The following is a 15,305-nucleotide window of genomic DNA, read 5'->3' on the forward strand; positions in this document are numbered from 1 at the left end:
CCCCGCGCTCGGGTACCGTTTCCGGCAGGCGACCACGGCGAGGAGCGGCAGTGTCGAGAGAGGACCCCGACGTCATCGACTCGGTGGAGAAGGCCTTCCGGCTGCTGCAGGCCTTTTCCGCGGAACGCCCGGCGATGACGGTGAGCGAGGCGGCCGCGGCCACCGGCTTCACCCGCGCCACCGCGCGCCGCATCCTGCTGACGCTGGAACGCCTCGGGTTCGCCGAGGTCGACGACCGCCGCTTCCGCCTCACCGCGGGCGTCCTGCGGCTCGGCTACGGCTACCTGGCCGCGCTGCCGTTCTGGGAGCACGCCCAGCCGCACATGCGCGCGCTGGCCGACGAGCTGCGGGAATCCTGCTCGATGGCCACTTTGGACGGACCCGAGATCGTCTACGTGGCCCGGGTCCCGGCGTCGCGGTCGATGTCCATCACGCTCAACGTCGGCTCGCGCCTGCCCGCCTACCCCACGTCGATGGGCCGCGTGCTGCTCGCCGCGCTGCCGCCCGCCGAGCTGGAGTCCTATCTGGACAGCGTCGAACTGCGGAAGCTCACACCCAACACCATCACCGACCCCGCCGAACTGCGAGCGGAACTGGCCCGGGTCGCCGAGCGCGGGTATGCGGTCGTGGACGGCGAGCGCGAGGAGGGCGTCCGCTCGGCCGCCGCGCCGGTGCGTGGCGCGGGCGGACGGACCCTTGCCGCGCTGAACGTGTCGGTCAACGCGGCCCGCGTCTCGCTTGACGAACTCAACGACCGGTTCGTGCCGCGCCTGCTGGACACCGCCGCGGCCATCACCCGCGACATCGAGGGTCTGCACTAGTCCTCCGCGAAGAAGCAGCACGTCGGGTTCGTGACGAGCAGTGCCTCCGGGTCCGGCGTGATCTCCGCGATCAGGTCGGCCAGGTCGCCGTCGTTCGGCACGAACCCGTGCGTGTTCGGGTGCGGGAAGTCGGTGCCCCACACGACCCGCTCCGGCGCCTCCGCGGCCAGCAACCGCGCCAGCTCCACCGAATCCGCCATGCTGGGTGGCGCGGTCGCGATCCGGTCGGCGCCGCTCAGCTTCACCCACACCGAACCGCTCTCCAGCAACCGCAACAGCGACCGCACGGCCGCGCTGTCCAGACCCTGCCGCAGGTCGACGCGAGCCATGTGGTCGATCACCACCTGCACGCCGAGCGACCGCACCAGGTCCGCGTGCTCGGCGATGCCGTCGCCGGCGACGTGCAGGGCGATGTGCCAGCCGTACGGCCGGATCAGGGCGACGATCGCGTCGATCTCCTCCCGCGACGGCGCCGGCCCGAGGTGCGGGGTGAAGTGCAGCCTGGCGCCGCGCACGCCGGCCCGATGCAGGCGCTCCACCTCGGCCTTCGGCGTCGTCGGCCGGATCAACGCGACCCCGCGGTACCGGCCGCCGCCGGTTGCCAGCGCGTCGAGCAGCGCCGAGTGGTCGGTGCCGTGGCAGGCGGACTGCACGATGACCGCGCGCTCGAATCCGAGCAGCCGGTGCAGCGCCCGCAGGTCCTCCTTCGGCGCCTCGGGCGGGGTGAACGTGCGGTCCGGCGCGTAGGGGAACTTCGCGGTGGGCCCGAAGATGTGACAGTGCGCGTCGCAAGCGTTCGCGGGCAACGGGATCGCGGGCGCGTGCGGGTTCGGGTCCGGGCCGGGGTTGCGGGGATCGGTCATCAGTCACACCTCGCGGTCATGCCGCCGTCGACGACGATTTCGGTACCGGTGACGAACCGGGCTTCGTCGGAAGCCAGGTACAAGGCCGCGTACGCGGTGTCGCGGCCGTCCCCGGCGAAGCCGAGCGGGATGCGCGCCTGCCGCTGGGCGAGCAACGCGTCCACGTCCCCGCCCGCCCGCTGCCCGGCCAGGCGCGCCTCGACCATCGGCGTGTGCAACTGCCCCGGCACGACGGTGTTGACGCGGATGCCGTCCGGCGCGTGCTGCACCGCGATCACTTTGGACAGCTGGATCACGCCCGCCTTCGCCGACGCGTAACCGGCCTGGGCCGAGCCGGTCCACCGGGTGCCGGAGGTGGACGCGGTGTTGACGATCGCGCCGCCGCCCTGCGCCTTCATCACCGGGATGACGTGCTTGCAGGTCAGGAACACGCTGGTCAGGTTGTAGTCCAGCTGGGCGGCCCAGTCCTGTTCGGACAGTTCGACCGGCCCGCCCCTGCGCGAGCCGCCGACGTTGTTGACCAGGACGTCGACGCGGCCGAACTCCGCACGGCACGCCTCGACCATCGCCGCCACGGCCGCGCTGTCGGTCACGTCGCACAGGTGGGTGCGGATCGCGCCGCCCTCGGATTGGACGGTGGCGACGGTCTCGGCCAGCGCCTCGGCCTTGAGGTCCACGGCGAAGACCTGCGCGCCTTCGCGGGCGAAGAGCACGGCGGCGGCCCGGCCGTTGCCCCAGCCGGGGCCGACGCTGCCCGCGCCGGTGATGATCGCGACCTTGCCCGCCAGCCGCCCCGTCACGACCCGACCTCCAGCGCGACCAGGAACCGGGACACCAGGTTGTAGGCGCCGATCGTCACGGTCAGCTCCACGATCTCGCGGTCGTCGAAGTGCTCGCGCAGGGCCGCGAACAGCTCGTCCGGCACCCGGACTCGCCTGGTCATCGCGTCGGTGTAATCGAGGACCGCGCGCTGCCTGCCGTCCAGGACGCTGCGGTCGCCGCCTTCGCGCAGGGCCGCGATCTGCTCGACCGTCATGCCCTCCTCCTTGGCGACCGGTTCGTGGGCCGCCCATTCGTACTCGGCGCCGTTCAGCTCGGCGACGCGCAGCACCGCCAGCTCACGCAGGTCCCCGGGCAGGGTGCCCTGCCCGCGGATGGCGCCCAGCAGGCTGTTCCAGCCGTCGGCGAACGGCGGGCTGTGCAACAGCATGCCGTCCAGCGGGGTCAGGCGCCCCCCTCGGCGCGCGCGGATGCGGTCGGCGACCTCGCTGCCCGTCTCCACGTAGTCCAGCCTGGCCATGTGTTTCCCTTCTAGTTCACTGCGACGGTCGCGGGGACGGGCTCGTGCCCGTCGAGGACGCGGCGCGCCCGGTCGCGGTCGAAGTCGCCCTCCCAGCGGCTGACGACGATGCTGCCGAGCATCTGGCCGCACAGGCTGACGAGACCGCGCATGGTGGAGAGGAACCGGTCGATGCCGAGGACCAGCATGATCCCGGCGACCGGGACGACGCCCGTGGTGGACAGGGTCGCGGCGAGGATGACGAACCCGGCGCCGGCCACCCCCGCGCTGCCCTTCGAGGTGATCATGAAGACGGCGAGCAGGCCGACCTGCTGCCAGATCGTCAGGTTCACGTCGAAGGCCTGTGCGATGTAGAGCGAGGCGAAGCCGAGGTAGAGGCACACGCCGTCGCCGTTGAAGGCGTACCCGGACGGCACCACGAGGCCGACGATCCGCTTCGGGCAGCCGAGGTGCTCCAGCTTGCGCATCAGCTGCGGCATCACGACCTCGTAGTTCGCGGTGCCGAGCGTGATGAGGAGCTCGTCCTTGAAGTACCGGTACAGCTTGAGGATCCGGATGCCGCACAGCCGCGCGACCGCGCCGAACACGACGAGGCAGAACACGATCCCGGTGCCCCAGAAGAGGAGGACGACGCCACCGAGGCTGGCCAGGGTGGACGCGCCGAACTTGCCCGTCGTGTAGGCCATCGCGGCGAACGCGCCGACCGGCGCCAGGTACATGACGAGCTTGACGATCCCGAACACCACTTCGCCGATCCGCTCGATGCCGCGGATCACCGGCGCCCCGCGTTCGCCCAGCGCCTTGACCGCGATCGCGAACAGGATCGAGACCAGCAACACCTGCAGGACGTTGCCGCCGGTGAACGCGCTGACCACGGTGTCCGGGATGATGTTGACCAGGAAGTCGTACCAGTGCTGGGATTCGCCGGTCTGCGCGTACTGCTGCGCGGTGCCGGACAGGTGCAGCGCGGCCGGGTCGGCGTGGATGCCGGTGCCCGGGTTGAACAGGTCCATCACGACGAGGCCCACGACGAGCGCGATCGTGGTCAGGACCTCGAAGTAGACCAGCGCCTTGACCCCGACGCGGCCGACGCTGGTCAGCTCGCCCGCGGACGCGATCCCGGTGACGATCGTGCAGAACACCACCGGGGCGATGAGCATCTGGATCAGCTCGATGAACCCGGTGCCCACGGGTTGCAGCGCGGCGCCCACACCCGGCGCGACGAAGCCGAGGGCCGCGCCGAGGACGATCGCCACCAGGACGGTGACGTAGAGCTTGGTGGTGAAGGCGGTGCGCAAGAACGATCCGGCGGACATCTTCGTCTCCCTTGTGTTCGCCTGACGTACATATGCACGTCTGACGAACACGAGTATGCGAGACGGCACCCGGACGGGTCAAGCCATGACGAAAGTCGGGGTCCTTCCCTGCCGTCCGCATCCTGTGCGGACACCCGCCCGGTTCCTACCTTGGCTCCCGTGAAACGCGTGTGCGCGGCGGTGGCCGCGGTCGTCGCCCTGATCCCCGGTACGGCGACAGCTGACCAAGAACCGTCCTCGATCGACTCCTACGTCGCCGACTTCGCCGAGACCGCCGGGTATCCCGGCGTTGCGGTGGCGATCACCAAGGACACCGAAGTCGTGCACCTGCACGGCTACGGCACCGCGACGGCGACGACCCCGATGCCGATCGCGTCGGTGTCGAAGGCCTTCACCGCGCTGGCCGTGGTGCAGCTGGCCGAGAGCGGCAGGCTCGGCCTGGACGTCCCCGTCGCCACCTACCTGCCGGAGTTCCGCCTCGCCGACCCGCGCGGCGGTGCGATCACCCCGCGGCACCTGCTCAACCAGACCTCCGGCCTCACCGACGGGACCCTGCCGGAGAAGAGCCTCCCGCAGCCGGACGACCTGGCCGGCGCCGTGCAGCGCGCCCGCCAGGCGACCTTGGCGAGCGATCCCGGCGCCGAGTACCACTACACCAACACCAACTTCCACCTCGCGGCGCGGCTCGTCGAGGTCGTCAGCGGCCAGGCCTTCGGCGACTACCTGCGGCAGCACGTCTTCGAACCGGCGGGGATGCGCTCGACGACCGCCATCACGCGGACACCCCGCGACCTGCCCGCCACCGTCCACCGCGGACACCTCTACGCCTACGGGCTCACCCCCGCGGTGTCCGAACCGGACCGCTTCGTCGCCGGCTCGGACGGGGTGATCACCACCGCCGAGGACATGGCCCGCTGGCTCGCCGTCCAGCGCACCGGGGGCGGCCTCGTCTCACCGGAGGGCCTCGCGCTCATGCACACCGCCGCGCGCGAGAACTACGCCATGGGCTGGCAGACCGACGACCAGGGCCGGGTCAGCCACACCGGGATCTGGTTCACCTACACGGCGGGCGCGCTGATGCTGCCCGACGGTTACGGCATCGCGGTGATGGTGGACAGCGGCGTCTCGCTCGGCAACGAGGGAACCTCGCAGCTCACCGAAGGCATCGCCGCGATCCTGCACGGTCAGCGGCCACCGGCCCCGCCCTCGACGCGGCTCATCGTCGACCTCGTCCTGGCCGCGCTGACGCTGCTCAGCGTCGGCCTCGGCATCCGCGCCGCGCTCCGCGCCCGCCGGTGGGCGGCACGCGCCACCCGGTGGCGGGTGGTGCGGGGACTGGTGCCCCGGCTGATCCCGCTCGTCGCGCTGGTGGCGCTGGCCGAGCTGGTGGGCGGGCTGTTCGGCGGCCGCGACACGACCTGGTGGCAGACCGCCTACTACTCACCCGCGCTGGTGATCTGGCTCGTGCTGTGGAGCGCGGCGGAGCTCGCCGTGATCGCCGTCCGGTCCGCCGCGCTGGTCCGGCTCAGCCGCGATCGAGCACCGCTTGCAGGAACTCCCGCGTCCGTTGGTGGTCCGGGTCGGTGAACAGCTTCTCCGGCGGCGCGTCCTCGATGATCTGGCCGTGGTCGAACATCAGCACCCGGTCCGACACGTCCCGCGCGAACTGCATTTCGTGCGTGACGCAGAGGAACGTGATGTCCGTGGTCGACGCGATGTCCTTCAGCACCTTCAACACGCCGGCCACCAGCTCGGGGTCGAGCGCCGACGTCACCTCGTCCAGCAGCAGCACCTCGGGCCGCATCGCCAGCGCGCGGGCGATCGCCACCCGCTGCTGCTGACCGCCGGACAGCTGCGAGGGGTGGGCGTCGGCCTTCTCGCTCAGCCCGACCATCTCCAGAAGCTCCCGGCCGCGCTGCTCGGCCTCCTCGCGGGACAGGCCGAGCGCGCGGATCGGGGCCTCGGTGACGTTCTGCAGAACCTTCATGTTGGGGAACAGGTTGAACTGCTGGAACACCATGCCGATCCGCCTGCGCATGCGCCGCTGGTGCTTCTCCCCCGCCGGCACCATGCGGCCGCCTTTGTCGATGTGCGACAGGCATTCGCCGCCGACGTAGATGCGCCCGGCGTTCACCTGCTCCAGGGTCATCAGCAGCCGCAGGATCGTGGTCTTGCCCGAACCGCTCGGCCCGATCAGCGTCACGAACTCCCCTGGCCGCACCGAGAAGTCCAGCTCCCGCAACACCACGTGGTCGCCGAACTTCTTCACGACCCCCTCGAACCGGATCATCTCAGAGCTGTCCGACACGGCGTTCCAACCTTCGCACGAGGATCGACGACGGGTAACTCACGAGCAGGAACAGGATGCCGGCCAGGGTGTAGGGCTCGATCACCCGGAAGGTCTCCGCGCCCTGCTCCTTGGCGCGGTTCAGCACGTCCAGCACGCCGATCGCCAGCAACAGGGGTGTTTCCTTGAACATCGAGATCATGTAGTTGCCGAGCGCGGGCAGCACTCGCGGCACGGCCTGCGGCAGCACGATGCCGGTCCACACCCGGGTGCGCGGGATGCTCAGCGCCGTCGCGGCCTCCCACTGTCCTTTCGGGACGGCGTCGATGCCGGCCCGGTACACCTCGGAGGTGTAGGTCGCGTAGTGGATGCCCAGCGCGATCACGCCGGTCAGGAACGCCGACGGCGTGATGCCCAGTGCCGGCCACAGCAGGTAGAAGACGATGAACACCTGGATCAGCAGCGGTGTGCTGCGCACCAGCTCGATGAACAGGTACATCGCCTGGCTCAGCACCGGGATCCGCGCGCGCCGCACCAGGGCGAACACCAGTCCCAGCACGTAGGCGACCAGCGAGCCGAGCACCGTCAGCTCGACGGTGACCAGCAACCCCTCCAGCAGCACGGGGACGGAGTCCCAGAAGTAGTCCCAGTCCCAGTCCATCAGGTGACCACCCCCGCCTTGGCGAACGCCTTCTCCCGCGGCGGCGGCTCACGCCCGAGCCGCTTGGCGAGCACCCGTTCCAGCAGGCGCATGACCATCGTGATGACCACCGCGATCGCCAGGTAGCACAACAGCTCCACGCCGTAGATCAGCACGAGCTGGCTGCCGTAGAGCGGTCGCAGCAGCTCGCCCTTCTCGGTGATCTCCCCGGCCGAGATGAAGTACAGCAGCGCCGTGCTCTTCATCAGCTGGATGAAGAGGTTGTTGAACGGCGGCAGCATCTCCACCACCGCCTGCGGCAGGATCACCCGGAACATGCGCTGCGCCGGGCTGAACGACAGCGCCACCGCGCCTTCACGCTGCGCGCGCGGCACCGACTGCACCGCGCCACGCACGATCTCGGCACCGTAGGCGCCGTGGTTCAGCCCGAGCACGATGATGCCGGCGAACAGCGGGACCAGTTTGAACCCGACCAGCGCCGGGAGCACGAAGTACAGCCAGAACAGCTGCACGACTTCCGACGTGCCGCGGAAGCCCTCGACGTAGACCCGGCTGACGAACCGCACCGTCCGGGACCGCGACAGCATCGCGAGCCCGGCGATGAACGACAGCACGATGGTCAGCGCGATGCCGCCCGCCGCGGCCGTGACCGTCGCGCCGAGTCCACTGAGGATCGTCGAGATGATGTTGGATGTCGAGTCCGACACGACGCGCCCCTGGACTCGAGCGTCAGGCCGCGCAGAGCTTGTCGGTGGTCAGGTCGGCCTTGGGCAGGTTGCTCTGGTCGAACCCGAACGGCGTCACGATGCGCAGCCACTCCCCGTTGTCGTGCAAGGTCTTCAGCTGCTGGTTGAACGCGTCGCGCAGCGAGGTGTCGTCCTTGCGGAACACGAACCCGCCCGCGGTCTGCACCGGCTGGCCGTTCTCGGTGGGCTGGAAGCCGGGCGTCACCTCGACACCGGAGTTCGGGTTCTGCTTCACCAGCCACTTGAGCGAGATGTCGGTGAGGGCGGCGCAGTACACGCGGCCCGCGGTCACCGCGCGCAACATGTTGTCCTGCGTGTCCAGCGTTTCGATCTGGTCCTCGGAAACCCCGGCGGAAGTGGCGAAACCCTTTTCCACCGCGGCCGAGAGCACCGCGACCTTGACCTTCTTGGCGGCGACGTCGGCGAGGGTGTTGACGCCCTGCGGATTGCCGCTGGGCACGAGCAACGCGGTCAGCGCCGAGTAGTCCGGATCCGAGAACAACGCCGCGTTGCAGCGCGTCGGCGTGATGTTCATGCCCGCCGCGACGATGTCGAACTGCTTCGCGTTCAGGGCGGGAATCAGCTGGTCGAACGGCACGACGTTGGCCTGCACGGTGTCGATCCCGAGGGCCTTGCACACGGCGCGGGCCACTTCCGGCGCTTCACCGGTGGTGTTCCCGGAGGTGTCGGCGAAACCGTAGGGCGCCTCGTTGGCGATGCCGATCCTGATCGTCTTGGCGCTTCTCGCCGATTCGAGGGTGTCCCCGCTTTCGGTGCTCTGGCAGGCTGCCAACAACGTCGGTCCCGCCACAGCCGCTGCGCCGACGACCGCCGATCGCCGGAAGAAATCCCGTCGTGTCCACTGACCGTGCGTCATTTTCGTCGCACCCCTTATTCGGTTCCGCCGGTTCACCGAACGTAGGCGGTGCACCCGATGGGGTCAAAAGAAGCAACGAGATCGCCACTCGCTGTTATCGGAAAGAGATCAACGTTGAGTGTGGACGATGCGCACGGAAAGTGACAGAACTGGCTCAGTCCTGCGGCAACTCGTGGCGTTCCCGCACCACCGAAACGATTTCGTCCATGATCTCGGTCAGCTCGTAGTCCTTGGGCGTGAACACCCGGGCGATCCCGCGCTCGGTGAGCAGCCGCGCGTCCTCGGGCGGGATGATCCCGCCGACGATCACCGGGATGTCCCCGGCGCCCGCCGCCCGCAGTCCGTCGACGACCTGCGGCACGACCTCGAGGTGCGAGCCGGACAGGACCGACAGGCCGACGACGTGCACGCCCTCCTGCACCGCGGCGGCCACGATCTGCTCCGGGGTGAGCCGGATGCCCTGGTAGACGACCTCGAACCCGACGTCACGGGCTCGCACCGCGACCTGCTCGGCGCCGTTGGAGTGCCCGTCCAGGCCCGGCTTGCCGACCAGGATCCGCAGCTTCTCGCCCAGCTCCTCGCCGGTCGCCCGCACGCGGTCGCGCACCCGGGACAGCTCCGCGGCGTCGCCCGACATCGCCGCCGCCGACACGCCGGTCGGCGCCCGGTACTCGCCGAACTCCTCGCGCAGCGCGCCGGCCCACTCGCCGGTGGTCACGCCGGCCGCCGCGCACGCGAGCGTGGCGTCGAACAGGTTCTCCGACGTCTTCGCGACCTCGCGCAACCGCGCCAGCGCCGCGTCGACCGCGGCCTGGTCGCGCTGCTGGCGCCACTCCTCCAGCGCCGCGACGGCCTGCTTCTCCACCGCCGGGTCGACGGTCTCGATCGCCTTGGCGCCCTCGGCCTGCAGCGGGCTGGGCTCGGTGGTGTCGAACTTGTTGACCCCGACGATGACCCGCCCGCCGGACTCCACCTCGCGCCGGTACTCGGCCAGCGAGGCCACCAGCTGCGACTTCATGTAACCGCTTTCCACGGCGGCCACCGCGCCGCCGAGGTCGGTCACCTGCTCGATCTCCGCGCGCGCCCCGGACACGATCTCGTCCACTTTGGACTCAATGACGTGCGAGCCTGCGAAGATGTCCTCGTACTCCAGCAGGTCCGTCTCGTAGGCGAGCACCTGCTGCATGCGCAGCGCCCACTGCTGGTCCCACGGCCGCGGCAGGCCGAGCGCCTCGTTCCAGGCAGGCAGCTGGATCGCGCGGGCACGGGCGTCCCGCGACAGGGCGACGCCGAGCATCTCCAGCACGATCCGCTGGACGTTGTTCTCCGGCTGCGCCTCGGTCAGGCCGAGCGAGTTGACCTGCACGCCATAGCGGAGGCGGCGCGCCTTCGGGTCCTCGACCCCGTAGCGTTCGCGCGTGATCTCGTCCCAGAGCCGGGTGAACGCGCGCATCTTGCACATCTCTTCGACGAACCGGACCCCGGCGTTGACGAAGAACGAGATGCGGCCGACGACCTTGGCCATGTCGGCGGGCTCGACCTGGCCGGAGTCGCGCACGGCGTCGAGCACCGCGATCGCGGTGGACAACGCGTAGGCGACCTCCTGCGTCGGGGTCGCGCCCGCCTCCTGCAGGTGGTAGCTGCAGATGTTGATCGGGTTCCACTTCGGGATGTGGTGCACCGTCCAGGCGATCACGTCGGTGATCAGGCGCAGGCTCGGCGCCGGCGGGAAGATGTAGGTCCCGCGGGACAGGTACTCCTTGATGATGTCGTTCTGCGTGGTGCCGGTGAGCTTGGCGAGCACCTCGTCGCGGTCGCGACCCTCGGCGTCGGCCTGCTCCTGCGCGACGGTGACGTAGAGCGCGAGCAGCCACATGGCCGGCGCGTTGATCGTCATCGAGGTGTTGGCCTCGGCCAGCGGGATGCCGGTGAACAGGCGGCGCATGTCGCCGATGTGCGAGATGGGGACGCCCACCTTGCCGACCTCGCCCTTGGCCAGCGGGTGGTCCGGGTCGTAGCCGGTCTGGGTCGGCAGGTCGAAGGCCACCGACAGGCCGGTCTGGCCCTTGGCGAGGTTGCGGCGGTACAGCTCGTTCGAGGCCGCCGCGGACGAATGCCCCGCGTAGGTGCGCATGACCCAGGGGCGGTCCCGCTCGCGATCCGTGGGGTAGGGCATCGGTGCACCTCCAGATGAACGACACACAGAGCGTACTCGTCGGTAACTTCGCGCGCAGCCCCGCAAGGACGCATCTCACTGGGTGCGAAATCAGCCTGACCCCATCATGACGGCCGAGTTAGCCTCGTGGGTGTGACGTGGAGCCTGTACGCGAGTTACCTGGTGTTCGCCCTGCTGATCGCGGTGGTGCCGGGTCCGGACACGATGGTCGTGCTGAAGAACGCGCTGGCCGGCGGCGCGCGGGGCGGGTTGTTCACCTGCTCCGGCATCGCGCTGGGCAACCTGGTGCAGGCCACCGCGGTCGGGCTCGGACTGGGCACGCTGATCGTGCAGGTGCGGCCGCTGTTCGAGACCGTGCGGTGGGCCGGGGTCGCCTACCTGTGCTGGCTGGGGTTCCAGGCGCTGCGCGGCGCGTGGCGCGGGAACTACGACGCGCTGGACGAGCTGGACCGGCGCCGGGCGAGCGGGCTGCGGCGGTTCCGCGAGGGGTTCCTGTCGAACATCACCAACCCGAAGGTGATGGCGTTCTACCTGTCGGTGCTGCCGCAGTTCCTGGACCCGGCGACGACCGGCGCGGGCGAGGCGCTGCTGCTGGCGTACACGGTGCTGGTGGTCGGCACGGTGTGGCAGCTGACGCTGCTGTTCCTGGTCCGCTGGGCGAAGGGCTGGCTGAACCGGCGACGCGTCCGCCGCGCGATGGACGCGGTGACCGGCACGGCGCTGATCGGCTTCGGCGTCGGCCTGGCCGCGGAGTGAGTCAGAGCAGCGCGGCGAGGTCGATCGTGACGGGGAACGGGTCGTGGAGGCTGACCTTGCCGGTGTCAACACCCGCAGAGGCGTAGACACGAGTGGTGGGGTCGAGGCGGTAGCGGAAGAGCTGGATCAGCCGCGGGTCGTCGTTCGGGTTCTCGATCCGCCAGAAGTGCGGGACACCCGTGGCCGCGTAGTGGGCCGGCTTGCTCGTGCGGTCCGCGGCCAGCGAATCCCGGGACACCACCTCGGCGACCAGCAGGCAGTGCTCCGGCGCCGGGGCCGCCCGGTCCGGCGAGTCGTGCACCACCAGATCCGGCCTGCGGTTGAGCAGCGGCACTTCCCGGAGCACGAGGCCGACGCCGGTGTCGACCTCGTAGCCCACGGGGCGAGCCGCGGTCAGCACGGACACGAGGTTGCGCACGACCTGCTCGTGCGCCCTCGGCGGCGCGGGCCGCACCACCACAGCGCCGTCGACGATTTCGAGCCGGGCGCGCACTTCCTCGGGCAGCGCCTGGTGCTCCTCGTGTGTCAGCCCTTCCGGCGGCAGCGCCAGCCATCCGGGCAGCGCGGTCAGCAGCGCTCCGCCGCGCCGACGACCCGCTCCACGCGCGCACCCAGCCGGTTCAGGTTCTCCACGAAGTACGGGTACCCGCGGTCGATGTGGAACACGTCCCAGATCTCGGTGACCCCGTCGGCGCACAGGCCGGCCAGCACCAGGCCCGCGCCCGCCCGGATGTCGGACGCCCAGACCGGCGCGGAGGACAGCTTCTCGACCCCGCGGACCACCGCGTGGTGGCCGTCCGTGCGGGCGTCGGCGCCCAGGCGCACCATCTCCTCGATGAACCGGAACCGCGCCTCGTACACGTTCTCCGTGATCATCGAGGTGCCCTCGGACACCGCGGACAACGCGACGGCGAACGGCTGCAGGTCCGTGGCGAACCCCGGGTAGGGCAGCGTCACGAAGTCGACCGCCTTGGGCCGGTCGTGCTGCACCACCCGGAAACCGCTCTCGTCGAACGTCGTGATCTCCGCGCCGGCCATCCGCAGCTTCTCCAGCACCAGATCGAGGTGGTGCGGGTTGACGCCCTTCACCGTCAGGTCACCGCGGGTCATCGCGGCCGCGAAGGCCCACGTCGCGCCCACGATCCGGTCGCCGATCACGCGGTGCTCGGTGGGGTGCAGCTCGGTGACGCCGTGCACGGTCAGCGTCGACGTCCCGGCGCCCTCGATCTTCGCGCCCATCTGGTTCAGCATCACGCAGATGTCGACGATCTCCGGCTCGCGCGCGGCGTTGTCGATCACCGTCGTGCCCTCGGCCAGCACCGCGGCCATCAGGATGTTCTCGGTCGCGCCCACGCTCGGGAAGTCCAGCCAGATCTGGGCGCCCTTGAGGTGGTCGGCGGTGGCGACGACGCACCCGTGCTCGATGGTGCTCGTCGCGCCCAGCGCGCGCAGCCCGTTCTGGTGCATGTCCAGCGGCCGGGACCCGATCGCGTCACCGCCGGGCAACGCGACCACGGCCTGCTTCAGACGGCCGACCAGCGGGCCGAGCACGCACACGGACGCACGCAGCTTGCCCATCGCGGGCGAGTCGGCCCGGTGGGACAGCTCGGACGGGGTCGTGATCTTCGCGGTGTCGCCGTCCAGGACCACCTCGCACCCGACGCTGCGCAGCACGTCCGCCATCAGCGGGACGTCCAGGATCTGCGGGCAGTTGGTGATGGTGGTGGTGCCCTCGGCGAGGAGTGCGGCCGCCATCAGCTTCAGAACACTGTTCTTGGCTCCGACGACCTCGACCTCGCCCACCAGCCGCGCACCACCGTGCACGTCGAAGTGCTCGCTCATGGCCGTCATCATGCCTTCCGGTTCAGGCACTCGAACGGAGGGGCGGGACATAACAGAGGGCGACCGAGTTCGCACTATCGTGTGAAACACTGTGCTCCCTCGCGGCGATAACGCGCCCGTGCGTCCCACTCGACTGGGGGAACCTTGAGCGAAATGTTGACCCCGCCCGCGCCTCCGTCCCTGCCCGAGGTGCACCGGGCCGAGATCGACGGCGTGCCGGTCTTCTGGACCGACCAGCCGGGCAGGCTCAGCGCGAGCCTGCTGTTCGGGGTCGGGCTCGCCCACGAGTCGTTCCTGCAGACCGGGATCACGCACCTCGTCGAGCACCTGGCGATGCGGCGCGTGCGCACGAGCCGCTACGACAACAACGCCTCCACCGAGGTCCTGCACACCAGTTTCGACGTCACCAGCAGCCCGGAGACCGTGGCGGAGCACCTGCGGCGCGTGTGCGAGTCGCTGGCGGACCTGGACACCGGGCCGCTGCGGCTGGAGCGCGGCGTGCTGCTGGCCGAGGAGCGCGGCAACGACGGCCCGGGCGTGACCGCGTGGCTGCCGTCGGCGCTGTGGTTCGGCAACCGGGCGTTCGGCCTGACCGGCAACGTCCAGCTGGCCGCCGTTCACGCCGGCCCCGAGCAGGCGCGCGAGTGGTGCGCGCGCTGGTTCCACCGCGGCAACGCCGCGCTCGTGCTGTCCGGCCCTCCCCCGGCCGGTCTGAAGCTCCCGCTGCCCCCGGGCCCGCCGCGGCAGCCGGTGACCGCCGAGCCGTTCGACCTGCCCACCCCGGCGCAGACGAGCATCCCCAACGGCGTCGTGGGCTGCGCGCTGGTCGAGTGGACCGCGGAGGTCGCGTGCGCGGCCGGCATCCTCATCCACCGCCTCACCGACCGCCTGCGGCACCTCGAGGGCCTCGTCTACGACATCGCCTTCGACCACCAGATGGTGGACGCGCGCCGGGCCGTCCTCGGCTTCGGCACCGACGTGCCGGACAAGCAGGCCGCCCGGGTCGTCGACGCGATCCGCACCGAGCTGGCCGAGCTGGGCCGCAGCGGTCCGACGGAGGAGGAACTGGCCGTCGACCGGGCCGGGCTCGCCGAGGAGGTCGCCGAGCGGGATTTCGCGGTCTACCGGGCGTTCGACGCGGCGATGAGCGAGCTGACCGGCTGGCCGTCGGCCGCCGAGCACCAGCAGCGCGTGCTGGCCGGGCTCGACCCGGCCGCGGTCGCGGCGGCGGCCCGCGAGCTGGCCGGACGGCTGGTGCTGTGCGCGCCGGAGCGGCACGTGCCACGGGACCTGCCGGAACTGCCGGGCAGCCCGCTGCCCGCGCCGCCCGGCCGGGAGATGAAGCGGGCGCTGGTCGGTTCGACCGCGCCGCGCGGCTACCGGCTCGTGGTCGGCGACGAGGGCCTGTCCACGTACTTCGGGCCGAACCCGTCACCGGCGGCCGTCGTGCGGTTCGACGACCTCGCCGGGGTCGGCATCGAGCACACCGACGGGCAGCTGCCGATCCTGCACCTGTTCGGCACGCACGGCGGGGCGATCACCGTGCGGCCGGGCGACTGGCGCGGCGGCCGGGCACTGGTGCGGGACCTGCGGGCGCGAATCGATTCCGCGGTGTGTTTCGAAGCGCCGGAGGCCATGCGGTTGTTCGAGCAGTCGTAAG

The 15,305-nt window shown here is 70.6% G+C and carries 15 protein-coding genes; 4 read left to right on the forward strand and 11 right to left on the reverse strand.

What is annotated here, in order from left to right; genetic code table 11:
* The first annotated feature begins 50 nt into the window (after positions 1–50).
* Positions 51–821, forward strand: a complete 771-nt coding sequence (locus ABZ193_RS16075) for an IclR family transcriptional regulator C-terminal domain-containing protein (protein WP_354710373.1) — start codon at positions 51–53, stop codon at positions 819–821.
* On the opposite strand, the gene ABZ193_RS16080 is transcribed toward ABZ193_RS16075, so the two are convergent.
* From ABZ193_RS16080 to dctA, 4 genes are read right to left on the reverse strand one after another with little or no spacing between them, the layout of a single operon-like run.
* Positions 818–1,684, reverse strand: coding sequence for an amidohydrolase family protein (locus ABZ193_RS16080; RefSeq protein ID WP_354710375.1), 867 nt, complete (start codon positions 1,682–1,684; stop codon positions 818–820). The two genes, ABZ193_RS16075 and ABZ193_RS16080, sit on opposite strands and share 4 nt — an antisense overlap.
* Complete coding sequence (locus ABZ193_RS16085) at positions 1,684–2,484, reverse strand: SDR family oxidoreductase (RefSeq protein ID WP_354710376.1); 801 nt, start codon at positions 2,482–2,484, stop codon at positions 1,684–1,686. Before ABZ193_RS16085 ends, ABZ193_RS16080 begins: the two co-directional genes overlap by 1 nt.
* Positions 2,481–2,984 carry a carboxymuconolactone decarboxylase family protein gene (locus ABZ193_RS16090; protein WP_237339875.1) on the reverse strand — a complete coding sequence of 168 codons (504 nt, stop codon included), beginning with the start codon at positions 2,982–2,984 and terminating at the stop codon, positions 2,481–2,483. The genes ABZ193_RS16085 and ABZ193_RS16090 overlap by 4 nt, the downstream gene beginning before the upstream one ends.
* A gap of 11 nt (positions 2,985–2,995) precedes the next feature.
* Positions 2,996–4,300 (reverse strand): C4-dicarboxylate transporter DctA, encoded by a 1,305-nt coding sequence (gene dctA / locus ABZ193_RS16095; protein WP_354710377.1) that lies wholly within the window; start codon positions 4,298–4,300, stop codon positions 2,996–2,998.
* A gap of 159 nt (positions 4,301–4,459) precedes the next feature.
* Between dctA and ABZ193_RS16100 the strand changes: the two genes are divergently transcribed.
* On the forward strand, positions 4,460–5,887 hold the full coding sequence (locus ABZ193_RS16100) for a serine hydrolase domain-containing protein (protein WP_354710378.1): 1,428 nt from the start codon (positions 4,460–4,462) through the stop codon (positions 5,885–5,887).
* On the opposite strand, the gene ehuA is transcribed toward ABZ193_RS16100, so the two are convergent.
* The 5 genes from ehuA to ABZ193_RS16125 all read right to left on the reverse strand — a co-directional run bounded on the left by ehuA (position 5,826) and on the right by ABZ193_RS16125 (position 11,047).
* Entirely contained in the window at positions 5,826–6,590 is a 765-nt protein-coding gene (gene ehuA, locus ABZ193_RS16105) for an ectoine/hydroxyectoine ABC transporter ATP-binding protein EhuA (protein ID WP_354710419.1), read from the reverse strand. The genes ABZ193_RS16100 and ehuA overlap by 62 nt on opposite strands.
* Position 6,591: 1 nt before the next feature.
* Positions 6,592–7,248 carry an ectoine/hydroxyectoine ABC transporter permease subunit EhuD gene (gene ehuD / locus ABZ193_RS16110; RefSeq protein ID WP_237339872.1) on the reverse strand — a complete coding sequence of 219 codons (657 nt, stop codon included), beginning with the start codon at positions 7,246–7,248 and terminating at the stop codon, positions 6,592–6,594.
* Positions 7,248–7,955: an ectoine/hydroxyectoine ABC transporter permease subunit EhuC gene (gene ehuC, locus ABZ193_RS16115; RefSeq protein WP_354710380.1), complete on the reverse strand. Its 708-nt coding sequence runs from the start codon at positions 7,953–7,955 to the stop codon at positions 7,248–7,250. The genes ehuD and ehuC overlap by 1 nt, the downstream gene beginning before the upstream one ends.
* Before the next feature lie 22 nt (positions 7,956–7,977).
* Positions 7,978–8,871, reverse strand: a complete 894-nt coding sequence (gene ehuB / locus ABZ193_RS16120; RefSeq protein WP_027935830.1) for an ectoine/hydroxyectoine ABC transporter substrate-binding protein EhuB — start codon at positions 8,869–8,871, stop codon at positions 7,978–7,980.
* A 154-nt stretch (positions 8,872–9,025) separates the two neighbouring features.
* Positions 9,026–11,047, reverse strand: coding sequence for a protein meaA (locus ABZ193_RS16125; RefSeq protein ID WP_354710382.1), 2,022 nt, complete (start codon positions 11,045–11,047; stop codon positions 9,026–9,028).
* A 126-nt stretch (positions 11,048–11,173) separates the two neighbouring features.
* On the opposite strand from ABZ193_RS16125, the gene ABZ193_RS16130 reads away from it, so the two are divergent.
* Complete coding sequence (locus tag ABZ193_RS16130) at positions 11,174–11,803, forward strand: LysE family translocator (protein WP_020417798.1); 630 nt, start codon at positions 11,174–11,176, stop codon at positions 11,801–11,803.
* Between the two features lies 1 nt (position 11,804).
* Here ABZ193_RS16130 and ABZ193_RS16135 read toward each other — a convergent pair whose 3' ends face one another.
* A complete protein-coding gene (locus ABZ193_RS16135) occupies positions 11,805–12,377 on the reverse strand; it encodes a Uma2 family endonuclease (RefSeq protein ID WP_354710420.1) in 573 nt (190 codons plus the stop codon).
* Complete coding sequence (gene murA, locus ABZ193_RS16140; RefSeq protein WP_237339558.1) at positions 12,371–13,645, reverse strand: UDP-N-acetylglucosamine 1-carboxyvinyltransferase; 1,275 nt, start codon at positions 13,643–13,645, stop codon at positions 12,371–12,373. Before murA ends, ABZ193_RS16135 begins: the two co-directional genes overlap by 7 nt.
* Positions 13,646–13,798: 153 nt before the next feature.
* Between murA and ABZ193_RS16145 the strand changes: the two genes are divergently transcribed.
* Positions 13,799–15,304 (forward strand): insulinase family protein, encoded by a 1,506-nt coding sequence (locus ABZ193_RS16145; RefSeq protein ID WP_354710383.1) that lies wholly within the window; start codon positions 13,799–13,801, stop codon positions 15,302–15,304.
* The last annotated feature ends 1 nt before the right edge of the window (position 15,305 follow it).

Source organism: Amycolatopsis sp. NPDC006125 (assembly GCF_040614195.1).
GTDB lineage: Bacteria > Actinomycetota > Actinomycetes > Mycobacteriales > Pseudonocardiaceae > Amycolatopsis_E > Amycolatopsis_E tucumanensis.